This is a genomic window from Pseudidiomarina tainanensis (assembly GCF_004214835.1).
Lineage (GTDB): Bacteria > Pseudomonadota > Gammaproteobacteria > Enterobacterales > Alteromonadaceae > Pseudidiomarina > Pseudidiomarina tainanensis.
Genome location: NZ_PIQJ01000002.1, coordinates 30,866 through 53,768 on the forward strand (window position 1 = coordinate 30,866; position 22,903 = coordinate 53,768).

General features: G+C 47.1%; 24 protein-coding genes and 1 tRNA gene. 8 read left to right on the forward strand and 17 right to left on the reverse strand.

Going from position 1 to position 22,903, the window contains the following annotated elements; all coding sequences use genetic code 11:
* Positions 1–60: 60 nt before the first annotated feature.
* Complete coding sequence (locus CWI82_RS08725) at positions 61–432, forward strand: DUF423 domain-containing protein (protein WP_092857004.1); 372 nt, start codon at positions 61–63, stop codon at positions 430–432.
* Positions 432–839: a hypothetical protein gene (locus CWI82_RS08730; RefSeq protein ID WP_130203248.1), complete on the forward strand. Its 408-nt coding sequence runs from the start codon at positions 432–434 to the stop codon at positions 837–839. The genes CWI82_RS08725 and CWI82_RS08730 overlap by 1 nt, the downstream gene beginning before the upstream one ends.
* 17 nt (positions 840–856) lie before the next feature.
* On the opposite strand, the gene arsJ is transcribed toward CWI82_RS08730, so the two are convergent.
* From arsJ to orn, 6 genes are all read right to left on the reverse strand, one after another.
* Positions 857–2,065 (reverse strand): organoarsenical effux MFS transporter ArsJ, encoded by a 1,209-nt coding sequence (arsJ, locus tag CWI82_RS08735; RefSeq protein WP_130203249.1) that lies wholly within the window; start codon positions 2,063–2,065, stop codon positions 857–859.
* A complete protein-coding gene (locus tag CWI82_RS08740) occupies positions 2,059–3,060 on the reverse strand; it encodes an ArsJ-associated glyceraldehyde-3-phosphate dehydrogenase (RefSeq protein ID WP_130203250.1) in 1,002 nt (333 codons plus the stop codon). Before CWI82_RS08740 ends, arsJ begins: the two co-directional genes overlap by 7 nt.
* 108 nt (positions 3,061–3,168) lie before the next feature.
* A tRNA-Gly gene (locus CWI82_RS08745) sits at positions 3,169–3,244 on the reverse strand.
* Positions 3,245–3,286: 42 nt separating this feature from the next.
* Positions 3,287–3,568: a hypothetical protein gene (locus CWI82_RS08750; protein WP_130203251.1), complete on the reverse strand. Its 282-nt coding sequence runs from the start codon at positions 3,566–3,568 to the stop codon at positions 3,287–3,289.
* Positions 3,568–4,890: a hypothetical protein gene (locus tag CWI82_RS08755; RefSeq protein WP_130203252.1), complete on the reverse strand. Its 1,323-nt coding sequence runs from the start codon at positions 4,888–4,890 to the stop codon at positions 3,568–3,570. The genes CWI82_RS08750 and CWI82_RS08755 overlap by 1 nt, the downstream gene beginning before the upstream one ends.
* A 29-nt stretch (positions 4,891–4,919) precedes the next feature.
* On the reverse strand, positions 4,920–5,462 hold the full coding sequence (gene orn / locus CWI82_RS08760; protein ID WP_130203253.1) for an oligoribonuclease: 543 nt from the start codon (positions 5,460–5,462) through the stop codon (positions 4,920–4,922).
* Positions 5,463–5,552: 90 nt separating this feature from the next.
* On the opposite strand from orn, the gene rsgA reads away from it, so the two are divergent.
* Genes rsgA through CWI82_RS08775 form a run of 3 tightly spaced genes read left to right on the forward strand, consistent with a single transcriptional unit; the run spans position 5,553 to position 8,208 of the window.
* Positions 5,553–6,611: a small ribosomal subunit biogenesis GTPase RsgA gene (gene rsgA, locus CWI82_RS08765; RefSeq protein ID WP_130203254.1), complete on the forward strand. Its 1,059-nt coding sequence runs from the start codon at positions 5,553–5,555 to the stop codon at positions 6,609–6,611.
* A gap of 23 nt (positions 6,612–6,634) precedes the next feature.
* Entirely contained in the window at positions 6,635–7,477 is an 843-nt protein-coding gene (gene asd, locus CWI82_RS08770; protein WP_130203443.1) for an archaetidylserine decarboxylase, read from the forward strand.
* A 2-nt stretch (positions 7,478–7,479) separates the two neighbouring features.
* A complete protein-coding gene (locus CWI82_RS08775; RefSeq protein ID WP_130203255.1) occupies positions 7,480–8,208 on the forward strand; it encodes a glycerophosphodiester phosphodiesterase in 729 nt (242 codons plus the stop codon).
* 4 nt (positions 8,209–8,212) lie between these two features.
* On the opposite strand, the gene CWI82_RS08780 is transcribed toward CWI82_RS08775, so the two are convergent.
* The 4 genes from CWI82_RS08780 to nudC form a co-directional block, all read right to left on the reverse strand.
* Entirely contained in the window at positions 8,213–11,314 is a 3,102-nt protein-coding gene (locus tag CWI82_RS08780; RefSeq protein ID WP_130203256.1) for an efflux RND transporter permease subunit, read from the reverse strand.
* A gap of 5 nt (positions 11,315–11,319) precedes the next feature.
* On the reverse strand, positions 11,320–12,378 hold the full coding sequence (locus tag CWI82_RS08785; protein WP_092857026.1) for an efflux RND transporter periplasmic adaptor subunit: 1,059 nt from the start codon (positions 12,376–12,378) through the stop codon (positions 11,320–11,322).
* 117 nt (positions 12,379–12,495) lie between these two features.
* The gene (gene hemE, locus CWI82_RS08790) at positions 12,496–13,572 is read right to left on the reverse strand and encodes a uroporphyrinogen decarboxylase (protein ID WP_130203257.1); all 1,077 of its coding nucleotides are present in this window, start codon (positions 13,570–13,572) and stop codon (positions 12,496–12,498) included.
* Between the two features lie 49 nt (positions 13,573–13,621).
* Positions 13,622–14,443 carry an NAD(+) diphosphatase gene (gene nudC, locus CWI82_RS08795; protein ID WP_092857030.1) on the reverse strand — a complete coding sequence of 274 codons (822 nt, stop codon included), beginning with the start codon at positions 14,441–14,443 and terminating at the stop codon, positions 13,622–13,624.
* Positions 14,444–14,531: 88 nt separating this feature from the next.
* Here nudC and rsd point away from each other — a divergent pair, with 88 nt between their 5' ends.
* A complete protein-coding gene (rsd, locus tag CWI82_RS08800; protein WP_092857032.1) occupies positions 14,532–15,002 on the forward strand; it encodes a sigma D regulator in 471 nt (156 codons plus the stop codon).
* A 27-nt stretch (positions 15,003–15,029) separates the two neighbouring features.
* Here rsd and CWI82_RS08805 read toward each other — a convergent pair whose 3' ends face one another.
* On the reverse strand, positions 15,030–15,809 hold the full coding sequence (locus CWI82_RS08805) for an FKBP-type peptidyl-prolyl cis-trans isomerase (RefSeq protein ID WP_092857034.1): 780 nt from the start codon (positions 15,807–15,809) through the stop codon (positions 15,030–15,032).
* A gap of 87 nt (positions 15,810–15,896) precedes the next feature.
* Between CWI82_RS08805 and CWI82_RS08810 the strand changes: the two genes are divergently transcribed.
* The gene (locus CWI82_RS08810; protein WP_092857036.1) at positions 15,897–16,130 is read left to right on the forward strand and encodes a SlyX family protein; all 234 of its coding nucleotides are present in this window, start codon (positions 15,897–15,899) and stop codon (positions 16,128–16,130) included.
* Between the two features lie 67 nt (positions 16,131–16,197).
* A complete protein-coding gene (locus CWI82_RS08815) occupies positions 16,198–17,076 on the forward strand; it encodes a phosphoribulokinase (protein WP_092857038.1) in 879 nt (292 codons plus the stop codon).
* Here the strand turns inward: CWI82_RS08815 and CWI82_RS08820 are convergent.
* The 6 genes from CWI82_RS08820 to CWI82_RS08845 all read right to left on the reverse strand — a co-directional run bounded on the left by CWI82_RS08820 (position 17,073) and on the right by CWI82_RS08845 (position 22,902).
* Positions 17,073–17,921 carry a 23S rRNA (adenine(2030)-N(6))-methyltransferase RlmJ gene (locus tag CWI82_RS08820; protein ID WP_092857040.1) on the reverse strand — a complete coding sequence of 283 codons (849 nt, stop codon included), beginning with the start codon at positions 17,919–17,921 and terminating at the stop codon, positions 17,073–17,075. The genes CWI82_RS08815 and CWI82_RS08820 overlap by 4 nt on opposite strands.
* Positions 17,922–18,335: an OsmC family protein gene (locus CWI82_RS08825; protein ID WP_130203444.1), complete on the reverse strand. Its 414-nt coding sequence runs from the start codon at positions 18,333–18,335 to the stop codon at positions 17,922–17,924.
* A 37-nt stretch (positions 18,336–18,372) separates the two neighbouring features.
* Positions 18,373–19,842 (reverse strand): succinylglutamate-semialdehyde dehydrogenase, encoded by a 1,470-nt coding sequence (astD, locus tag CWI82_RS08830; RefSeq protein WP_092857042.1) that lies wholly within the window; start codon positions 19,840–19,842, stop codon positions 18,373–18,375.
* The gene (gene astA, locus CWI82_RS08835; protein WP_130203258.1) at positions 19,842–20,870 is read right to left on the reverse strand and encodes an arginine N-succinyltransferase; all 1,029 of its coding nucleotides are present in this window, start codon (positions 20,868–20,870) and stop codon (positions 19,842–19,844) included. Before astA ends, astD begins: the two co-directional genes overlap by 1 nt.
* Before the next feature lie 18 nt (positions 20,871–20,888).
* Positions 20,889–22,103, reverse strand: coding sequence for an aspartate aminotransferase family protein (locus CWI82_RS08840; protein WP_130203259.1), 1,215 nt, complete (start codon positions 22,101–22,103; stop codon positions 20,889–20,891).
* A 211-nt stretch (positions 22,104–22,314) separates the two neighbouring features.
* Complete coding sequence (locus CWI82_RS08845) at positions 22,315–22,902, reverse strand: anthranilate synthase component II (protein WP_092857048.1); 588 nt, start codon at positions 22,900–22,902, stop codon at positions 22,315–22,317.
* Position 22,903: the final 1 nt, after the last annotated feature.

Sequence of the window (22,903 nt, forward strand, 5' to 3'; positions counted from 1 at the left end):
AGTGATTCCTTTTCAGTTACATTTTAAACGTCATTCATCAACGTAAGTCATAAACATAGTATGAAAGTATTCGTTATGCTCGGTGCAATCAATATGGCGTTAGGGGTAATTCTCGGCGCATTTGGGGCACATGGTTTGGAAAAGTTAATTAGCCCAGAAATGCTCGATGTTTTTCAAACGGGCGTTCAGTATCAAATTTATCATGCACTTGGTCTGCTAATGGTTGCCGTACTGCTAATTCCATACCCTCACGCTGGTGGGTTGCGAACCGGCGGCTGGATCATGCTGGCTGGCATTATCTTGTTCTCTGGTAGTCTATACTTGTTGGCGTTAACAGGAATTAAATTCTTTGGCCCAATAACACCCATCGGCGGGGTTTGCTTTATTGTGGCGTGGATTTGGATTTTTTGGGCCATGCTCAAGGAGTTCTAATGAACAAAATGGTCGCAGTTATCTTCATTTACCTGCTAGCGCCTACAGCTGTTGCATGCGACACCCCTTGGCAACCATGTTGGTATGGGCAAGCTTCGGCCGCTAATACATGTAGCGGTGACATTGTTTTATTGTCTGCATATGATGCGAAACAAGTGTTATCAGCACACCCAGAGCTGCGCTTGCCTACCCAAGCAGAATTAGAAAGTTTCTTGTTGACTGAACATGCGGCGAAGCTCAGAGCACATGCTGAAAATATTGAAACCTTTCAGGTGCTCACCAGCGGTTTTGTTCAACACGGCAACGAATTCTTAGCGACAACGGTTGATATTCGACACGGCCGTGTTGAGTTATCAGCTTGGCGCAAACCAACTCTGGTTATTTTACGGCAATCGACAATGAACTAGCAGTTCGCGTTCGTTGCCTAAATGCCTGTTCGTTGCGGTAACTGCCGAACGACCAATGTCGATAATGCTAACAATAGTCCTGAGATCATCAGACACGCCACCAATCCGCTGTGCTGATAGACCCAACCTGATAGTACAGTCCCCAACAAGCGGCCCGCAGCGTTCGCCATATAGTAAAAGCCAACGTCAAGAGACACCCCATCGGCTCGTGAATATGACACGATGAGGTAGCTATGGAGTGATGAGTTAATCGCAAATAAGAGACCAAAGAGTGCCAAGCCTACAATAATGACGAAGGTCACCGAAAGTTGTAACCAAAGAGCTCCAGCAATTAGTAATGGCGTAAAAGTTAGTAACGCCCCCCAAAGCGTGGCTTGATGCGAGGCGCGGTCAGTTATTGTTGTTGCGGTTAATTTAGGGGCAAAGCTTTGTACCAAGCCGTAACCAATAATCCATAAGGCAAGAAAGCTACCAACCTGCCAGTGATCCCACTGCAACTCACTGGCAAGAAATACCGGAAGCGCAACCACAAACCAAACGTCACGCGCGCCGAACAATAAAAATCTCGCCGCTGAGAGAACATTTATAGGGCGACTTTTAGAGAATAACTCCTTAAATTTCGGCTTAAATGTGGCTTTCCCAGATTCTCGGTTCAAGAAAATCAAACTGGAGATCCACACCAGCGTTAATATGGAGGTCATACTTAATACTGCGCCAGCAAAACCCAGACAAGTCAGTAAGACGCCACCGAGGAAAAAGCCGACGCCTTTCAAGGTGTTTTTCGATCCGGTGAGCAGTGCCACCCACTTGTAAAGTTGCCCTTGCGCGCTTTCGGGTACCAGCAACTTGATGGTACTTTTTGCGCTCATTTTGTTGAGGTCTTTGGCAATACCAGAGAGCGCCTGGGCTAACATCACCCATAGAATGGTCAACCAGCTACTCGGCACTAAAAGCATTGCGAGCGCAATAATTTGGAGGCCGAGACCAATATTCATGGTGCGATTCAAACCCCAGCGTGCCCCCAAATAGCCACCGACTAAATTCGTCACCACTCCAAAAAATTCATAGAACAAAAACAGCATCGCGACTTCAAATGCACTATAACCGAGCTGATGAAAATGAAGCACCACCAACATGCGTAGCGCGCCATCAGTCAGGGTAAAAGCCCAGTAATTGCCAGTTACCAGTATGTACTGGCGAATCGCCGGTGACAGTTGCGCTAGCATTGCCCTACTTTCTCCATCAACTCAACAGTGCGATTCGCATAGCCCCATTCGTTGTCATACCAAGCGTAAAGCTTCACATGTGTGCCGTTAATGACTTTGGTTGAGAGCGCATCAACAATGCTCGAACGTGGGTCTGTTTTATAATCAATCGACACCAATGGGCGGTCTTCATAACCAAGAATTCCTTGTAACTTCCCCCGTGCGGCCTCTTGCATCCAGCCGTTAATTTCTTCTGAATTGGTTGGCCGTTCGACTTCAAATACGCAGTCTGTTAATGACGCATTGGCTAATGGGACACGCACGGCATGGCCATCGATTTTACCTTTTAGCTCAGGGAAGATTTCAATAATCGCGGTGGCAGACCCGGTCGAGGTTGGGATAAGACTCATTCCGCAAGCGCGGGCACGCCGTAAATCTTTATGCGGAGCATCGAGAATGCTTTGCGTATTGGTTAAGTCATGGATGGTGGTAATGGATCCGTGCTTGATACCTATTTTCTCTTGCAACACTTTAACTACCGGTGCAAGACAGTTTGTTGTGCACGAGGCAGCCGTAACGATACGATGTTGGAATGGGTCGAACAGATGGTCATTAACGCCCATCACAATATTTAATGCGCCAGATTCTTTGACTGGTGCCGATACAACAACGCGTTTGACGCCCTGTTGCAGATAATCATTCAATACAGCAACCGTTTTCATTTTGCCGGATGCTTCTAACACGATGTCGCAATCACCCCAGTTATTCTCAGTAATTGTTTTAAAACGAGTGAATGAAATGGATTTGCCTTGAATAACGAGCGCCTCATCAGACGCAGATGCCTCATGTTGCCAACGCCCGTGCACAGAGTCGAAGTTTAGTAAATGCGCAAAGGTCGCAGCGTCTGCGCCCGGATCGTTCACCCGTATAAGCTCAAATGCCGGATTCTGCGCAATCAAGCGTAGCGCGAGTCGGCCAATTCGGCCTAAACCGTTAATACCCACTTTAATCGTCATAAATTACTCCTTTTGAACAGCAAGAGTTTGATAAATTAAAGTATACGGTAAAAATATGACGGGAATAAAAAAACCCGAAAGTTTTGACGCTTTCGGGTTTTTCGAATTTGGAGCGAGAAACGAGATTCGAACTCGCGACCCCAACCTTGGCAAGGTTGTGCTCTACCAGCTGAGCTATTCTCGCATGTGTTAACGAGGGCGTATTTTACGGATTCGTCTGTCGCCGTCAACCACTTTTTTCAGCTGAATTGTTTGTTCGCTCGGTTTTTGAACATCCTGCGGCTTTTTTCCACAAAATCGGTTGTGGCGGCTCCCGTATCGCACCCTGTTGATCCACAAACACTAATTTATTTTGCTCAACTCGATTTAACCAATGACGAACAATATCGGTTTGTTCAATCCAGGTATGCAATTCACAGCGAAATTTTTGTAACTGCGACTCACTCGGTTCCTGTGCGCTCACTGGGGCACTCATCATCAATGTCATTAACGCAACAATCAGGCGCATCAGGATTTCTCCTTGGTCTTGTTAAGTTGCGAAATTTTTCGCTCAAGTTCTTTCAAACGTTGCGGTTCTTCACCCGGCATCTTCAAATAGAATGCGCTACTCAACATCGGCATGCCATCTGGTAGTACTTTGTTTTCAAATATTAATTCAATAGTCAACGTCCCCATATGACTGTCCTGTCGAAATGACGGATTCAAAAACAAGTCAGGGCGCACATTGTTGGTGGTAACTTCCTGCGGAAAATAGCTGGAGAACACTGTTGCAATGCGTTTACCAATCAACTTTTTGTAATCTTGTTCATACGCACTCAGCTGGTTATCAACCGGTAAGTAACGGTATACAGAATAGGTCAGGTAGGCTTCAGCAAAACGCGCGAGCTCGTCACGATTGCGTTGAATGTTGGCCTTACCAAGAATACGGAACAGGGTATCTTTAGCAAAATCGCGGAAGCTTTCACGTAAATCAGTCAGCGGTCGCCATTGCTTCGAAGTCAGAATTGCTTTTGCACAATTGCGGGCTCGCGCATCCCAGTCGTCATATAACTCCGACATACTCGGCACACCTGAACCATGAGTTTCTAGCAACCATTGCTTCGCGGATTGGTTCATGCGCTCATCAAAATAGCCTTCAAACTTTGCAAAGTAACGATACTCACCTCGAGTTAGTGCTTTGAAGCCCGGCGCCATACTCAACTGTAACGGCAGATAACGCTGATTATGTTCGCGGTTAAACATCAAGGCTTTTGCGACTAGGCCATTTAATATTCTTTCGTCATCATCGCTAGCGGCACGCGTTAATGATTGCATGTAATCATCATAAAGTTGTTCGCGAGCTTGTTTGGCCTTGCGTCTCAATCGGAAGGGTTTATTGGGAGCGTCTTTGGTTAACTTTAAAAACGTTTCGTAAGCAATGATGGTGTTGCGGCGTTCAGCTAAGAAGAAGTTACGCTGATGTGAACGTACCTGTCGCCAAGCAAAGAATGCCAAGCCAAATACCCTATTAAAGCCCCATAGAAGTGGTGGCAATAGCCACCAAATATAGGTTGAAAACCAATGCCCGGGAATGACAAATGTTTGCTTAAACTGCGCTAACTCGAGCTCCGTAAGTGGTTGCTTACTGTCAGTAGCAGGCGCATACCAAACCAGCTCGGCAAACATTTCTAAAGGTAGCCAACGGTTGACGTGCCAACTTAAAAACGCATCTTGCTCACCATATACAGTCTCAATTTGCTTCTGGTAATCAGCAAATGCGACATACTTGGGTGGGCCATAGGTGAGCCCCATGAATATAATGAAAACTGCAGCAACGAGCCATTTAATCACGTGCTTAGCCTTCCTTGTTGTTGTTATTATTATTTAAATAAGTTCGCTCGATAATATTTCAACTCTTCAATCGATTCACGAATATCTGCTAATGCGGTATGCGCACCTTGCTTCGTTAAGCCATTTGCAACATCCGGTGCCCAATACTTAGCCAGTTGTTTCAATGTACTGACATCAAGATTGCGGTAATGGAAATACGCCTCTAACTCAGGCATATGCTGAGCTAAAAAACGACGATCTTGGCAAATGCTATTTCCACACATTGGCGAACTGCCTGCGGTTACCCATTGCTGTAAAAATTCGATCGTCGCATCGCTCGCTTGTTGCTCGTTTACTTTACTGGCTTTAACCCGTTCAACCAGGCCTGATTGGCTGTGCGTACGCACGTTCCAATCATCCATTTTGTCTAAATTGGCCTGCGATTGATGCACCGCAATAACAGGCCCCTCGGCCAATACGTTCAGTTCATAATCAGTCACTATCGTCGCAATCTCAATAATGTGATCGTAATCCGGCGTTAATCCTGTCATTTCCAAATCGATCCAAATGAGACGTTCTGCGCTCGCTGTCATGCAATTTACCTTATTTGATTACAATTAAGTTCAGGCACTCTGGTGCTGAATAATGTATGATTGCCCCTAGTATGTACTGGAATTAATTTGATGGCAAAACAACGACGTCTGAACAAAGGGCAACTACGCCGAATAAAGTCAAATCAAGAGAAGCGTATTCAACGTGCTGAATTAGAAATCGAAGTTGAAGATGCAGCTTTGGATGCTTCTGAATCAGGCATTGTCGTAAGCCGTTTCGGCCAACAAGCAATTATCTGCACCCAATCTGATCCAGCTCTACGTTGTCATATTCGTCGCGCTGTCGATTCATTAGTTTGTGGCGACGAAGTTATCTGGCGACGTTTCAAACAACGTTCAGAAGACGTAGCAGGAGTGATTGAGGCTGTGCAACCACGGCGTTCGTTACTGAGCCGTCCAGATTATTACGATGGTGTTAAGCCGGTCGCAGCCAATGTCGATCAAATTCTCATCGTCTCAAGCGTCTTACCTGCGTTTTCGAGTCAAATTATCGACCGCTATTTGGTGGCATGCGAGGATATTGGGGTCACCCCAGTTATTATTCTCAACAAGGCCGATCTTCTTGCTGAGCTTGAAACCGAGCAACGCGAAGAGATTGATCACGCACTGGCAGTATATCGCGATGTCGGTTATCAGGTGCTCGAAGTGAGTGCCAAACAGCGCGATTCTCTGCATGCTTTGCAAGAACTATTAAGCGCACATGTCTCGATTGTTGTTGGTCAGTCAGGGGTTGGTAAATCATCGTTGGTCAATGCGTTGTTACCTGATATCGATGCTGATGTTGGCGCTATCTCGGATAATTCAGGGCTAGGTCAACATACAACCACCGTCGCCACTCGCTATGTGGTGCCCACCGGCGGGATACTCATTGACTCGCCAGGCATTCGTGAGTTCGCACTGTGGCATTTAGAGCCTGAGCGCGTCGCTTGGTGCTATATCGATTTTCGACCATACTTAGGACAGTGCAAGTTTCGCGACTGCAAACACCAGGATGATCCAGGTTGTGCACTTCGCGAAGCATTAGAAGCAGGTGACCTACACCCGCTACGCCTGTACAATTTCCACAAAATTATTGAATCGATGGCCATCAAAAAGCCATCCAGAGCTACTACTCGAGGTAAAAAAACGTGAATTGGGATCGCGTAAAAATTCAAATGCAACACTGGCTACCTAAGCATGCCGTATCGCGTCTGGTCGGTAAATTTGCAGCCGCACGCGCTGGCTGGTTTACGCAGCTCTTTATTCGGTGGTTTATCCGCCAATATAAAATTGACATGAGTGAAGCCATTCATGAAGATCCAAAAGCGTATAAAACGTTCAACGAATTTTTCACTCGCTATCTAAAGCCTGAGTTGCGTCCGTTGAAAGCGACCGACGATAAGCAATTTGCTCACCCTGTCGATGGAGCAATCAGCCAACTCGGCGATATTGAAGAAGGTCGCGTATTCCAAGCAAAAGGACACGATTACAGTCTAACTGAGCTTCTCGGTGGTGACCCGCGTGATGCGCATGCGTTTCGTGATGGTGATTTTGCGACCATCTACTTGGCACCGAAAGATTACCACCGTATTCACATGCCATGTGATGGCGTGCTGAAAAAAATGATCTACGTGCCCGGCGACTTGTATTCAGTCAATCCGCTAACAGTGGCTAACGTGCCCAATTTATTCGCGCGTAATGAACGAGTCGTTGCAATATTTGAAGCTGATTTTGGGCAATTTGCGATGGTGTTGGTTGGCGCAACTATTGTAGCTAGTATTGGCACCGTTTGGTCCGAAACTGTGACACCGCCGCGCGGCAGTGATGTGCACACTTGGGAATATCCAACCGCCGGTGACCAGGCGCTTCGACTGAAAAAAGGCGAAGAGATGGGCCACTTCAAATTAGGCTCAACCGTCATTTTGGTATTCCCAGATGACGTCATCGATTTTGCCGACGAATTGAAACCAGGCACTGTTACTCGTATGGGTACTGTATTGGGTGAGCGTGACGACTAGTTATGCTCATCTTTGCGCATCGTGGAGCAAGCTTTGAAGCACCGGAGAACACCATTGCGGCGTTCAGCAGGGCTCTCGATGCGCAAGCTGACGGCATTGAAATTGATGTCTACCCGATTGAAGATGAATGGCTCGTCTTTCATGATCGCTATTTAGCTCGATTAACCGCTCAAACTGGGCGTTTACATGATTTGACCCTCGCTCAGATTCGTACTTTGAAGGTGTTCGGGCAGCAACCAATACCAACCCTAGATGAAACCCTCGACTTTATTCATGGGCGTTGTCAGGTCAATATCGAGCTCAAGGGCGCCGATATTAAGCGCGGCTTAACCCGCCATTTGCGGCGCGCGGTTGAACACGCCAATTTCCAACCGGAACAGCTCTTAGTTTCCAGTTTTAATCATCATTGGCTAGCACAGCTGAAGCAGGATCATCCGCACCAGCGCATTGGTGCGCTTACCACCAGTTGTCCACTTAATTACGCGTACTTTGCCGCACAACTTGATGCATGGTCTGTGCACATCGATGTCGATTTTGTGACTCAGGAATTTGTGGATGATGCCCATCAACGTGGTCTAAAGGTTTTTGTGTTTACGGTTGACGAACCCGATGATATGCGTGATTTAAACGAAATGGGGGTAGATGGCATCTTTACCAATCACCCCACGCTTGCAAGAAACGTGCTTCACGGGCTATTTGTTGATGCCCGTGAAGCCAATCGATGGGAATAGTCGTTTAACTTCCTTTACTATCCGGATGCTGTTGTTCAAGCGCTGTTAGCTCATGCGCAACCGCTTCCGGTGAAGTTGTATTACGCGCAAGCAAGGCATATAACGATGGAATAATGAAGATCGTTAAGAATGCAGACAAAGCGACTCCAGCAAAAATAACTGTACCAATCACCATTCGACTTTCAGCACCTGGACCAGAACCAAGAATTAATGGCACAGAGCTCATTAGCGTTGTGAACGCAGTCATGACAATCGGGCGCAAGCGTTGCTGCGAGCCTTTGACAATCGCTTCATCAAACTTCATACCGGCGTCGCGCAGTTGGTTAGTAAATTCGACGATCAAGATACCGTTCTTCGCAGCCAAACCAATGAGCATGACAATACCAATTTGACTGTAAATGTTGATCGTCATTCCAGTCGCATAAAGGCCGATAATAGCCCCTAAAAACGCGATCGGTACCATCAGCATAATGACAAGCGGGTGAACAAAGCTTTCAAACTGTGCCGCTAACACTAAGTAAGCAACAAGTAAGGCGAGAACAAACACAAAGATTACTGAGCTGCCGCTCTCTTTGTACATTTGCGATTCGCCCTTATAGTCAATCGACACGTCATCAGGTAACTCGGTACGAACGATATCTTCAAGATAAGCCAAGGCTTCACCGAGCGAATAACCTTCAGCTAAGTTCGCTTCGATAGTAATACTGCGCATACGGTTGTAGCGATTGAGCGAACCTGAGGTAGCTTGTTCTTCAACTGTCACTAAGTTTGATAGCGGGATGAGTTGATTGGAACTATTTGAGCGCACATAAATATTATCGATGGCGGTCGGGCTGCGATAATCCGATCGTTCACCTTCGATAATCACGTCGTACTCTTCACCTCTATCGAGATAGGTGGTCGCACGACGCTGTCCTAACATGGTTTCGAGCGTTCGGCCAATATCACCAACTGACACACCAAGATCTGAAGCGCGCTCTTGATCGATACGAATTAACAATTGTGGCAGTGTGGCTTTATAGTCGCTATCGAGATCCATTAAATTCGGATTCTGACTCGCTTTCTCAATGACAATATCGCGATACGCCGCCAGTTGCTCATAGGTATTGCCTTGCAGAACGAACTGCACTGGGCGTCCATTACCACCGCTTATACCGCTGCGCATAAATGCGAACGCGCGCACCCCAGTCACATTGTTAAGCTGCTGCGAAACTTCATCCATCAGCTCGAAAGTTGACCATTCGCGCTCTTCAAACGGCACTGCACCAACAATGGCAACACCTGCTGAGTTACCCCAACCTGGTGAGCGAATAATCAAGCGGTCGATTTTACCTTGATCAATATATGGCATGAGGATGCTTTCGATTTCACGCATGTTGGCAGAGTTTGATTCGAAGCTTGCGCCTTCCTCGCTTCGCACCATGACATAGAATGTGCCGCGATCTTCTGGTGGCACAAATTCTTGCTCAACAAATTGCATCATGCCGTACGACAACACGCCCGATAATACGATAAGTGCAGCCGCCATCCATGGGTACGCTAGAGTTCGTTTAAGTACACGAACATAGCCCGATTCAACCCAGGCGAAAACTCTATCTATAATTTGACCGAATTTACTCGAGCGCTCTTTTTTATGCAGAATTTTTGAGCTCAGCATTGGTGATAAAGTCAGCGCAGCGATGCTCGAAAAGGCAACTGCGGCGGCTATTGCTAACGCAAACTCGGTGAATAGCTGTCCGATATTGCCATCGAGAAACGCTAACGGGACGAAAACTGAAATCAACACCAATGTCGTCGCCACAACTGCGAAACCAACTTCGCGAGCGCCACGGTATGCGGCTAACAACGGTGGTTCACCAGATTCAATACGACGATAGATGTTTTCGAGCACAACAATTGAGTCATCCACCACCAGACCGATAGCCAGAACCAGCGCCAGCAACGTCAATAGGTTAATCGAGAAGCCCATTGCAAATAGCGCGATATATGACGCAATAATCGCAACAGGTACTGTTAACGCAGGAATGAGGGTAGCCCGAATATTACCGAGGAACATATAAATCACGATAACAACCAAGGCCATCGCAATACCCAGCGTGTTATAAACTTCGTCGATGGAGCCTTTGATGAATATCGATGAATCATAACTTGGCACAATGAACATGGTTTCAGGTAGCGTCTGAGCGATGGTATCAATTTCTTTTTTGACGTTTTCCACCACTTCTAATGTGTTGGCCTTAGATTGCTTAACGATACCGACACCAACCATGTTGATACCGTTACCGCGGAAATCGGTTTTATCGTTTTCCGATCCCATTTCAATACGAGCCACTTCAGCCAATCGCACTAATTGACCGTTGTCACCACGCTTAATCGTCAACCGCTCAAAATGCTCCGGTGTCAAATAAGTACGGGCGACGCGAACGGTAAATTCGCGGTCAATTGATTCAACTTCACCGGCCGGTAATTCAACGTTCTCGGAACGTAGCCGATTCTCAATATCGGTCACCGTAATGTTACGGGCAGCCATTGCGTCGCGATCGAGCCAAATTCGCATGGCATAACGGCGTTCACCACCAAGTTGCACACGCGCAACGCCATCAACCACCGATAACCGGTCGGCAATGTAGCGATCAGCGTAGTCGGTTAGCTCCAACACCGACATGGTTTCACTGCGTAGGTTGTACCAAACGATGGTACTTTCATCCGAGTTTGCTTTTGAAACTTCAGGTGGGTCAACCTGCTCGGGTAGGTTATCCAGAACGCGCGAAACGCGGTCGCGAACGTCATTTGCCGCGGCATCAATATCTCGCGTCAGTTCAAACTCGATACTAATACGTGAGCGTCCATTACGACTGCTTGAGTTAATATTTTTAATCCCTTCGATACCGCTGATACGATCTTCGATAACTTGGGTGATTTGAGTTTCAACAATGTCTGCAGAAGCACCCGTATAGCTTGTATCAATCGATACAACCGGTGGATCAATATCAGGGTACTCGCGTAACGGCAGCATCGTAAACGCGACGATACCAAAAACGATAAGTAGGATATTAACAACTGAGGCAAAAACCGGGCGTTTAACCGAAACATCTGAGAGCAACATCTGCGTTAGCCCTCCCGAACGGTTACAGCAACGCCATCACGTAGGCGCACCATTCCTTCGGTCACGACTTTATCACCAGGTTTGATGCCATCAATAATTTCAACAATCCCTGGCTTGCGGCGGCCCAATGTTACTGGCGTTTGGTGCGCAATGTTGTTCTCATCAATCACATAGACAAAGGTTTGATCATTGATTGGCACAATGGCTTTTTCAGGCAAGATCATTGTCTCATCCACGCTGCGTAATAAATTAACGCGCAGCAACATGCCTGGGCGTAATTTATTATCGTTATTTGGCAATGTTGCTCGCACCAAAATAGAGCGGGTTAGTGGGTCGACACGTGAGTCGATACTACGAATTTCACCACGAAACTCTTCACCCGGATAAGCACCGCTGCGTGCAGCAACTTCTTGCCCAACTTTTAAACTGGCAAAAAAGAGTTCTGGAACATTGAAATCGAGTTTGATCGGAGTGACATCATCTAAAGTCGTAATTTGTTCACCCGGAGAGACTAACGAGCCAACGCTGACATGACGGATACCAAGACGTCCGGCAAATGGCGCAACAATACGCTTTTGAGCCAAGCGTGTTTCGGCAACCTCTAACTCAGCAATAATTTCTTTGACCAATACGTCTTGTGCTTCTAATTGCTGCTGTGAGGCGGCATTTTGGCGGCGCAAATCAACTAAACGTTGATACTGGCGATTCGCTTCGGCGAGACGAAATTTTAGTTCTTGTACAACCGCGGTTTCCTCGCGAGAGTCAAGTTCCACTAAGACATCACCAGCTTCTACGACATCACCATCGTCAAAGTGGACAGCCATCACGATATCTTGCGCTTGTGCGGTAACCACGATTGATTCATTTGCCTGAGCCGTACCTAGCGCTTCAATGACATCGCGAAATTCACTTATTTGAGCAGATTGAATACGTACCGGTACAGCGTTTTGTGGGCGCTCTTCTTTACCCGCATTCGGGTCTGCAAATCCAAAGAAGTACGCTGTGGCGACTGCCACGAGAACGAGTATGATGGTGATCGGATTAAATAAATTTCTTGCTGCCATAAATCCCTCAGGTTACCACTTTGGCTTCATGTCATGTTCTGACACTATTGTAACCTAGGGATTCCGTGCGACATCCCCGCTCATCGGACAATAAGCGGGGTTTACCGCAAATAGCAATTACTTATGAAAGGCGGGACTTAATTTGTGCACGGCTTCGATAAACGCTGCTGCATGGTCTGGATTCACCTCTGGGTGAATGCCGTGGCCTAAGTTAAAGACGTGACCGTGGCCATGACCGTAACTTTCTAATATGGTTGCAACTTCGGCTTCGATACGAGCTGGCGGGGCATATAATACGCTCGGATCCATATTCCCCTGCAGCGCCACTTTGTCGTTCACGGCTGCACGAGCAGTGCCCAAATCAGTGGTCCAATCCACACCCAATGCATCACATCCAGTAGCGGCCATATCACCCAACCAAGCACCACCATTTTTGGTGAACAAGGTGACTGGCACTTGTCGACCGTCGGCATGACGCGTTAGGCCATTGACGATTTTTTGCATGTAATTTAACGAGAATTCACGATAATCGCGCGGGCTCAATACACCACCCCACGTATCAAATATCATCACAGCTTGGGCACCGGCGGCAATTTGCGCGTTGAGATAACTGGTCACCGACTGTGCTAATTTGTCGAGTAATAAATGCATGGCTTTCGGCTCACTGAACATCAGCTTTTTGACTTCACTGAAATTCTTCGTGCTACCACCTTCAACCATATACGTTGCTAGCGTCCAAGGGCTACCTGAGAAACCGATAAGCGGAACTTGTCCGTTTAATTCGCGGCGAATCGTTCGCACCGCATCCATCACATAACGAAGCTCTTGCTCTGGATCAGGTACGCCGAGCTTTTCAATACTCGCAATATCACGCACCGGGCGCTCAAATTTAGGTCCTTCTCCGGCTTCGAAATATAATCCAAGACCCATGGCATCAGGAATCGTCAGAATGTCTGAGAATAAAATGGCTGCATCCAGCGGGAAACGACGTAACGGCTGTAACGTCACTTCACACGCAAGTTCGGCATTTTTGCACAAAGCCATAAAGTCGCCGGCCTGTTTACGCACTTCGCGATACTCAGGTAAATAGCGCCCAGCTTGACGCATCATCCAAATCGGCGTGCGTTCGGTTGGCTGACGTAGCAACGCGCGGAGATACAGATCGTTTTTTAATTCCGACTTAAGTTCAGACATTTTATCTATCCAAGTTACCCTTTAAATTTTGCCGCATATTTTACCAGTATTAGGAATTTCTTTCCTGATCAATTTCAGCTTTTAAGCGCATAATCAATTTATTGGCGATGGTTCCTTGCTGCGGGATTTTTGGTAAATCGTTGATGTCATACCAACCGCCTTCTTCAAGCTCAAATGGGTCAATACGAATGTCACCACTTTCCCAATCAGCAAGAAAACCCATCATCAGAGAGTTCGGGAACGGCCATGATTGGCTGGTGACATAACGCGGGTTTTTGATACGAACCCCAGCTTCTTCCATCACTTCACGCATTAAGGTTTGCTCCAACGGCTCACCGGCTTCAACAAAGCCGGCCAAGACCGAATATAGCCCTTCGGGGTGGCGTTTACCGCGGGCTAACAGAATCTGATTACCTTTGCGAATCGCGACGATAATACAGGGAGAAATACGCGGATAACAGCGATGCTGACAGCTATGACAGTGCATGGCGATTTCCCAATCCACAGCCTGCATGCGCGCTCCGCACCGACCGCAAAACCGGTGCGTCGCAAGAAAATCAGCAATCTGTTTGGCTCGCGCCGCCATCGCGAATAGTTCATCGTCAGAGCCGATGATGAGCTCTCTCACACTCAAAAATTCACCAACGGCAGTGAAATTTGAATCCCCGTAATCGGCTATAACCAAATAACAATGGCGTTCACGTAACTCACCAATAAATACAGTTTTATATTCGGTTAAATCAGGAAACGGCAAATCCTCAAGCAATCCGTGTGGTATTTGCTTGGCTTCGGTCATGAGTAACTCACCACCTGAAATCACAAACCACCAAACAGGTTCGTCTGGTGCGGGGCGTTGGTATGGTTTTGTCATGTAAAATAACCTGAAAGTCAGCGAAAATAGTTGACGCTAGCTTAGCATCATCAGTAGATTGGTGGCTATTCATCAAACGGAGAAACACATGTTAAAGCGTAACGAGCAAGCCAAGCAACGCTGGGGAGGCGCCCACGCTGCAGTGGATACTTGGTTACAAGAGCGACAAGCAATGCTGATTGAATATTTTAAGCTTGCTGGGCTACCACCTTATGAACGTGAAGCACATGCGTTACCTGCGACAGCAGATATTACGCATTTTTGCGAATTGCTCATGGATTATATTTCAGCGGGGCATTTTGAAGTTTTCGATACGATTATTCGTAATAGCCAAAAGGCACCGGAATCGACCCGCGAACTGGCTGATGAACTATTTCCATTAATAGGCGATACCACAGAGATTGCGCTTGATTTCAATGATAGCTATGGCGATGTCACGCCTGAATCTGAACTGAATGGGTTTGATCGAGATCTATCAAACTTAGGTGAGGCACTCGAACTGCGAATGGAGTTTGAAGACCGCTTATTAAACACGCTAGAGCAGCACGAGCTACTCTAGCGATGTTATCAATCAGCGAAGTAATGGTTATTGCTTCGCTTCAATCTCTACTGTTTCTTCTTCAGTCGCTTCTGGATCAACAATGTTGAGCAGTTCAACTTCAAAGATAAGAGTTGAGTTTGGTGGGATTTGACCGTTACCGGCGCCACGCTCACCATAAGCAAGATCTGAAGGGATAACAAAGCGATATTTGTCGCCTACGCTCATCAATTGAACCCCTTCAGTCCAGCCAGCAATAACACGGTTCAATGGTAATACTAATGGCTCGCCACGATCGACCGAGCTATCAAAGACTTCACCATTAACCAAAGTGCCGTGATAATGAACTTCAACTAAATCAGTTGCTGATGGTTGCGCACCGTCTTCTGGACCTTCTTGCAGCACTTCGTACTGGAGGCCTGACTCAGTGACTGTTACGCCTTCTTTCTTGGCATTTTCTGCTTGATACGCTTCGCCTTCAGCCTGCGCTTTACCACCGATTACAGTTGCCGTTTGCTCAGCAATCTGGGTTTGCATGGTTGTGATTAGTTCTTCCGCTTCAGCTTGCGAAATTTTCGCATCACCTTTGATTGCATCGACAAAGCCAGCAATCACAATTTCACGATCTAAAACAAACTCGGCTTGCTCTTGGCGGTTCAATGTTTCACCAACATATTCACCTAAGGTTGAACCGAAGGCATAAGCCATTTTGTCTTGCTCAGCCTCTGGTGCAGCTTCGCTTACCGGAAATTTTTCCTGTTGCTGCATACAACCGGTTACTGCAAGCGCGATTACTGCCAGCGCCAAAGGCTTTTTAAATTGCTTCATTTATTGTCTCCAGGATTGAATTCTCTGTCAGAGTAAGTTGTAATTCGTCGCGCTGAATATACTACACACAATTAGGGGTGTTTGCCTATGGCTGCGCAACACGAACATGATTTATCACGACGTATCGCCGATTTAGAAAGCCAATTGGCGTTCCAAGAAGATACCATTGAAACATTGAATCAATTGGTGACGCAACAAGCGGGAGAATTACAACTTCTGCAACGTAAGATGCAATTAATGGTGGAAAAGTTCCAACAAATAAGCGATCGAGAAGGTGGCAATTCCACCAACCCTGAGGATGACATCCCGCCCCATTACTAACCTGAACAAAACTTGACCGCGTGTAACTGACCCCGTATAACATTCTTTCTACGTTTTTGGAGGTTTCATGTCGGTTCAACATCCTATCATTGCAGTAACTGGCTCATCAGGCGCCGGTACTACCACAACCAGCCAAGCTCTGCGACATATTTTCCGTTCGCTAAATGTTGAGGCTGCGTGTGTAGAAGGTGATAGTTTTCATCGTTACTCCCGACCTGAAATGGAATTGGCGATTCGTAAAGCACAGGAGCAAGGTCGGCATATTAGCTACTTCGGTGCTGAAGCGAACGATTTTACTCGACTGGAGGCGCTGTTTCGCGAATACGGGGCAACCGGTAATGGTGAAGTGCGTCGTTATTTACATAGTTTTGATGATGCCGTGCCCTACAATCAGGTACCGGGCACTTTTACTCCATGGGAACCGTTGCCAAAGGCCACCGATTTACTCTTCTACGAAGGCTTACATGGCGGTGTGGTAGGTGAAGGATATGATGTTGCCCAGTATGTCGATTTGTTAATCGGCATGGTGCCTATCGTTAACCTTGAATGGATCCAAAAGCTCCTGCGAGATACCTCAGAGCGCGGCCATTCACGCGAGGCTGTCACGCAAAGTATTGTGCGAAGTATGGAAGATTATATTCACCACATTGTGCCGCAATTTTCGCGGACACATATCAACTTCCAGCGTGTGCCAACCGTCGATACTTCAAATCCGTTTAGTGCCAAAGACATCCCTTCGCTGGATGAAAGCTTCGTTGTGATTCGTTTCCGTGGCATTAAGAATGTCGACTATCCCTACTACCTGCGAATGATCGACGGTTCGTTTATGTCGCGTATGAATACGCTCGTGGTACCTGGCGGTAAAATGGTGTTTGCGATGGAACTAATCTTAGCCCCGCTGATAGAAGAAATCTTAGAGAAACAGCGCAGCAACAGCCGCGCTTAGAGCCAAATGCTTTGATATTCTGCACCGCGGTCTTGCGCCAATAGCGGTGTTAAATAATCCATAATGTCATGAATTTGTTCCGTTAAACCAAACGGTGGATTGATAAATAGCATGCCACAGCCGTTGAGTTTACTGCGGTCAGTGGCTGTGCGGATGAGTAAATCGACCGCAAACACCTTTTCGACACCGGCAATACGTTTCACCTTTTGATGAAAGTCGCCAATGGTCAACGGATCTTTAATCGGATACCACACCGCATAAATCCCTGTTGCCCAGCGCCGCACACCATCAGTAAGCGCACGCACGACTTGTTCAAACTCATCACGCTGTTCAAATGGCGGATCAATCAGCACCATGCCGCGCTTTTGTGGGGGTGGCAATAAGGCTTTGAGCGCGCCATAACCATTGGTTTGTTCTAATACTTTAATTTGCTTTGCTGCGGGAAACTCGCTGCGCACATTTTCAGCCAACGCACCGCTGTCTTGTGGGTGCATTTCACACAGCGTCAGACTATCTTGTGGTCGCAAATGTTGTGCGCTGAACCAAGGCGAGCCCGGGTACCAGCGCAGTTGTTCTGGGCTATTAACCTGTTTCACCCACTCAACGTAGCGCTGAATAGCGGGCGGTAAATCGTCGCGAGCCAGTAACCGCGCGATTCCGTCGGTTGCCTCACCAGTTTTTTGCGCCTGCTCCCCTTGAAGGTCATACATACCAATGCCGGCATGCGTATCAAGCAACCAAAATGGTTTATCTTTTTGCTGAAGATATTCTAGGGCAACACATTGCAAAACGTGTTTGAGGACATCGGCAAAGTTGCCGGCATGGTAACTATGCCGATAGTTCATCTACGCATTCTCACCCGTGTCTACGATTGCATAGCTATGCGTAACTTTTACCGAGGCTTCCAGCATCTTCGCAACTGAACAGTACTTGTCTGCTGATAAAGCAACCGCACGTTCAACATGCTTTTCAGCAACGTCAGTACCGGTGACAATAAAGTGCAGGTGAACGTGGGTAAACACAGCAGGCACTGCATCGGCACGCTCACCCTTCACTTCGCACTGCACACCAGTAACCTGCTGACGTGCCTTTTCTAAAATACTCACCACGTCAACTGAGGAGCATCCACCAGCAGCCATTAACACCAACTCCATTGGGCTTGCGGCTTCGGCTTTATTGCCATCCATTGCCACCGTATGACCCGAGCCTGACTTCGCCTCGAATACTAAACCGTCACGCCAATTCACTGTTGCATGCATGGTTGCTGCCATCGATAACTCCTTTTCGTTGTGTCTATTAGAATTTAAGGCCAGGTGCTAGTTTCTCTGGCAAGCTTACATGCTCAGCTTCTACCGAAGCTACTGGGTAAGCACAATAGTCAGCCGCATAATAGGCGCTAGCGCGATGGTTACCACTCGCACCAATGCCGCCAAACGGTGCAGCGCTACTTGCGCCAGTAATTGGCTTGTTCCAATTCACGATACCTGCGCGAATACGCTTGAAGAAATAACGATAGGTATCTTCACTATCACACAAAATACCAGCAGAAAGGCCGTACTTCGTATTGTTCGCTTCTGCAATCGCTGCATCTAGATCAGTGTAACGATATATCTTCAATAGCGGTCCGAAATGCTCAATATCCGGCATTTCTGTGACATTGGTCACGTCCAGAATACCTGGGGTGACGAAACCAAGATTGTGGTCTTTTTGCAACATTTTCAACAGTACTTTGGCGCCCGCGTCAATCAAATCGTTCTGCGCTTTGACCATATCCGAAGCGGCTTTCGCTGAAATCATTGCACCCATGAATGGCTGCGGATCGGCTTCGTAATCACCAACCTGAATATTTTCAGTCACTTCAATTAGACGCTTCAAAATCGCATCGCCTTGCGCACTTTTCTCAATAAATAAGCGACGTGCACAGGTGCAACGCTGACCTGAGGTAACAAATGCTGATTGCACAATATCATGCACCGCAGCGTCGATATCTGCGACATCTTTCACGATGAGCGGGTTATTACCGCCCATTTCTAGCGCTAAGATCTTATCAGGACGACCAGCGAATAATTTGTGTAGAACATGGCCAGTGTTTGACGAACCAGTAAAGAAAAGACCATCAATTTGTGGATGAGCTGACAAGGCTTTACCGGTATCAACCAATCCTTGAACTAAGTTCAAAACGCCATTTGGTAAACCAGCTTTTTCCCACATTTTTACTGTGAACTCAGCCACTTTAGGTGTCATCTCACTTGGTTTAAAGATTACCGTATTACCCGCCAACAACGACGGCACAATGTGACCATTTGGTAAGTGACCCGGGAAATTATATGGCCCATATACGGCAACAACACCATGCGGTTTATGACGTACAAATGCTTTTGCACCTGGCATCGCATTTTCTACCGTGCCCGTGCGTTCATGATAAGCCCGCTCAGAAATAGCGACTTTACCAATCATTGCCGCAACTTCGGTTAGCGTTTCCCAAACCGGCTTACCGGTTTCTTCAGCAATAATATGAGCGAATTTTTGCTTATTTTCTTCGAGAAGTTCAGCAAAACGTTTACAGATTGCAAGACGCTCTTCGAAACTTTTATCCGCCCACTCAACAAACGCAGCTCGTGCTGCCATGACTGCAGCATCAACCTGTTCGTCAGTCGCGGCTTTCGCTTCCCAAATAACTTCATCGCGAGATGGATTAATTGATTTAAACAACTCGCCTTCTCCGGCAACCCAATTGCCGTTGATAAATAAATTCTGTTCAGACATTAGTTTGCTCCTGTCAATGTGACAAATCGAACGTAGTCGCCGTCTTGTACACGCAGCGCGGCGGCCGCTTCGGCATCGATAATGACGTGATCGTGCTCATCACTCAGCTGTGCTTGAATGGCACGAAACTCAGCAACTTTGGTATTACAAACAATGAAGCGTGGTTTATCTTTAGCCACTTCTCCGATAACTACAGGTAAGCGCTTACTCTCTCTCACGCTCTTGATATTTGACACTTCTGCCTCAACCGTTGGTCCCGCATCAAAGATATCGATATACCCGCGACAGCGGAAACCTTCACTTTGCAACATGCGCAAAGCAGGCCGCGTATTGTCATGCACTTGGCCAATGACTGCTTGCGCTTCCGGCGGCAAAAGCTGCACATAAATAGGTAGTTTTGGCATCAATTCATAAACAAACGTTTTCTCACCAATGCCCGTTAGATAATCGGCTTGGGTGAAATCCATCGAGAAAAAATTTTGTTGTAACCAACCCCAAAATGGTGATTCACCGTTCTCGTCAGAGACTCCGCGCATCTCGGCAATCGCAATATCGCTAAAGCGATTGCGAAACTCAGCCATAAACAACATGCGGAAACGCGACAAGACACGGCCGTTCATGTTCTTGCGAAAGGGTTCGCGTAAAAACAACGTACAGAGTTCGCTGACGCCCGTGTAGTCATTACACAGCGTGAGCGTTTCAAGTGCATTGTAGATATCGAGCTCTTTCGAATGATGAACAACCTTACCGATATGGTAATGATAAAAAGCGTCGGTAAGCCCTACCGCCGCTTCGATACCACTGCAACCAACAACCTCACCGGTGTCCGTATCTTCCATGACAAATAGGTAGCCTTCTTCACCCGGCTCACTCACTTGTTCACGCGCAAAGGCTTCTTGCGCGCGAGCGATACGACGACGCAATAACGCCTCGTCGACCGGTAGCGAGGTGAAACCATGCCCAGATTCAACTGCGCAGGTGTAAAGCGCCGCATAATCCTGCGGCGTAATCGGACGCACCACTAACATAGCGTGTCTCCGCTTTGGTTAACCAGCGAGCTTAGCTACAGCTCGTTCAAATCGCGCTAAACCTTCCACAATATCTTGCTCAGGAATGATTAACGACGGGGTAAAGCGAATCACGCTTGGTCCAGCAACCAATACCATTGCACCTTCATCTGCTGCAGCGTTTAAGAAATCGCGCGCTTTACCTTCAAACTGCTCGGTTAATTCAGCGCCAAGCAACAAACCTTTACCACGAATATCTTTAAACACATGGTATTTTTCATTGATTTTATGCAGTGTATCTTTGAACAATTGTTCGCGTTTTTTAACGCCTTCAAGCACTTCGCTGGTGTTTACAACATCAAATACCGCTTCTGAAACCGCACAAGCCAGTGGGTTACCACCGTAAGTGCTACCATGGGTACCTGGCTTTAAATGTTGCGCAATTTCATTGGTGGTTAACATTGCACCGATAGGGAAACCGCCACCAAGCGCTTTTGCCGTCGATAAAATGTCTGGCGCCACGCCAAGTTGTTGGTATGCGTACAAGCTACCAGTGCGGCCAAAACCAGTTTGCACTTCATCAAAAACCAACAGCGCGTTGTATTTATCACACAGTTCGCGTACACCCTTCACGAATTCGACGTCTGGGCTAATCACACCGCCTTCACCTTGCAGTGGTTCCATCATGACCGCACAAGTCTGCTCTGACATCAGCTTCTCAAGCGCCGCTAAATCGTTGTAATCAACGTGCTCAACAGCACCCGGTTTTGGACCAAAACCATCAGAGTAAGCTGGCTGACCACCAACGGTTACGGTGAAGAAAGTACGACCGTGGAAACCTTTATTGAAGGCAATAATTTGATTTTTCTCAGCACCAAACTTATCCAAAGCCCAACGGCGTGCTAATTTCAGCGCAGCTTCGTTTGCCTCTGCACCTGAGTTGGCGAAGTAAACCCGATCGGCAAATGTCGCGTCGGTCAATTTTTTCGCTAATCGGATAGCCGGCTCATTGGTGAATACGTTACTGAGGTGCCAAAGCTTGTTGCCTTGCTCGGTTAAAGCTTTGACCATAGCAGGATGACAATGACCTAAACAGTTCACGGCAATACCGCCCGCGAAGTCGACGTACTCTTTACCTTCTTGATCCCAAACTCGTGAACCTTCACCTTTTACCGGAATCATTTTCGCCGGATTATAGTTCGGTACCATTACGTCATCAAAAAGCGCGCGTTCGACTTTATTCGTGGTTGTCATAAGTATTCCTCATGCCGTTCAAATTGGTTCAAATTGACCTTCTGAAGAGGTCGCGTAAAGTGGCTATATTATTGCAGAAAAAAGCAACGCTGTCGTGCTTGCAGCACACAAAAAGTAGGGTGTTTTAGGGAACTTAGCTTGATTTGCAGACGCGTTGCATAAGTATGCAGAAGCACCTATTTTCGTTGAATATCTATTGCTTAACTTTTATTCAGGTGGGCTGGCAAAATTCCAGAAATCGCTGAAAAATCGCGTGGCCATGTTCCGTCTCTATGGCTTCTGGATGGTATTGAACCCCCCACACTGGCAAATCAGCATGGCGAATTGCCATAATCTCTCGCTCACCCGCGGAGTTCGTCACCCAAGCGTCGACCAAAAGTTCTTCAGGTAGATGCTCATTGGCTAAAACCAAGGAATGATAGCGGGCAACTTTAAATGGCGATGGTAAGCCTTGAAATAGGCCGAGGTTATGATGATGGAGTTCGGAAGTTTTGCCATGCATGACTTGTCTAGCGCGCACTACTTGCGCGCCAAATACTTGTCCGATGGCTTGGTGACCCAAACACACCCCAAGTAGCGGGATTTGCCCCGCAAACTTTTCAATCACGGCCAGCGAAATGCCAGCTTCATTGGGGGTGCAAGGCCCCGGCGATATCACAATACCGCTGAGCGGTAACTGCTGAATTTCTGCAAGGCTAATTTGATCGTTACGCACAACTTTGACGGTGGCGTTCAACTCGCGAAAGTAGCGCACAACATTGTGCGTGAACGAGTCATAATTATCGATCATCAGCAGCATA

Coding starts and splice junctions, on each gene's coding strand:
- CWI82_RS08725 (WP_092857004.1), top strand. CDS start 61: ATGAAAGTATTCGTTATGCTCGGTGCAATCAATATGGCGTTAGGGGTA.
- CWI82_RS08730 (WP_130203248.1), top strand. CDS start 432: ATGAACAAAATGGTCGCAGTTATCTTCATTTACCTGCTAGCGCCTACA.
- arsJ (WP_130203249.1), bottom strand. CDS start 2,065: ATGCTAGCGCAACTGTCACCGGCGATTCGCCAGTACATACTGGTAACT.
- CWI82_RS08740 (WP_130203250.1), bottom strand. CDS start 3,060: ATGACGATTAAAGTGGGTATTAACGGTTTAGGCCGAATTGGCCGACTC.
- CWI82_RS08750 (WP_130203251.1), bottom strand. CDS start 3,568: ATGCGCCTGATTGTTGCGTTAATGACATTGATGATGAGTGCCCCAGTG.
- orn (WP_130203253.1), bottom strand. CDS start 5,462: ATGACAGCGAGCGCAGAACGTCTCATTTGGATCGATTTGGAAATGACA.
- rsgA (WP_130203254.1), top strand. CDS start 5,553: ATGGCAAAACAACGACGTCTGAACAAAGGGCAACTACGCCGAATAAAG.
- asd (WP_130203443.1), top strand. CDS start 6,635: ATGCAACACTGGCTACCTAAGCATGCCGTATCGCGTCTGGTCGGTAAA.
- CWI82_RS08775 (WP_130203255.1), top strand. CDS start 7,480: ATGCTCATCTTTGCGCATCGTGGAGCAAGCTTTGAAGCACCGGAGAAC.
- CWI82_RS08780 (WP_130203256.1), bottom strand. CDS start 11,314: ATGTTGCTCTCAGATGTTTCGGTTAAACGCCCGGTTTTTGCCTCAGTT.
- CWI82_RS08785 (WP_092857026.1), bottom strand. CDS start 12,378: ATGGCAGCAAGAAATTTATTTAATCCGATCACCATCATACTCGTTCTC.
- hemE (WP_130203257.1), bottom strand. CDS start 13,572: ATGTCTGAACTTAAGTCGGAATTAAAAAACGATCTGTATCTCCGCGCG.
- nudC (WP_092857030.1), bottom strand. CDS start 14,443: ATGACAAAACCATACCAACGCCCCGCACCAGACGAACCTGTTTGGTGG.
- rsd (WP_092857032.1), top strand. CDS start 14,532: ATGTTAAAGCGTAACGAGCAAGCCAAGCAACGCTGGGGAGGCGCCCAC.
- CWI82_RS08805 (WP_092857034.1), bottom strand. CDS start 15,809: ATGAAGCAATTTAAAAAGCCTTTGGCGCTGGCAGTAATCGCGCTTGCA.
- CWI82_RS08810 (WP_092857036.1), top strand. CDS start 15,897: ATGGCTGCGCAACACGAACATGATTTATCACGACGTATCGCCGATTTA.
- CWI82_RS08815 (WP_092857038.1), top strand. CDS start 16,198: ATGTCGGTTCAACATCCTATCATTGCAGTAACTGGCTCATCAGGCGCC.
- CWI82_RS08820 (WP_092857040.1), bottom strand. CDS start 17,921: ATGAACTATCGGCATAGTTACCATGCCGGCAACTTTGCCGATGTCCTC.
- CWI82_RS08825 (WP_130203444.1), bottom strand. CDS start 18,335: ATGCATGCAACAGTGAATTGGCGTGACGGTTTAGTATTCGAGGCGAAG.
- astD (WP_092857042.1), bottom strand. CDS start 19,842: ATGTCTGAACAGAATTTATTTATCAACGGCAATTGGGTTGCCGGAGAA.
- astA (WP_130203258.1), bottom strand. CDS start 20,870: ATGTTAGTGGTGCGTCCGATTACGCCGCAGGATTATGCGGCGCTTTAC.
- CWI82_RS08840 (WP_130203259.1), bottom strand. CDS start 22,103: ATGACAACCACGAATAAAGTCGAACGCGCGCTTTTTGATGACGTAATG.
- CWI82_RS08845 (WP_092857048.1), bottom strand. CDS start 22,902: ATGCTGCTGATGATCGATAATTATGACTCGTTCACGCACAATGTTGTG.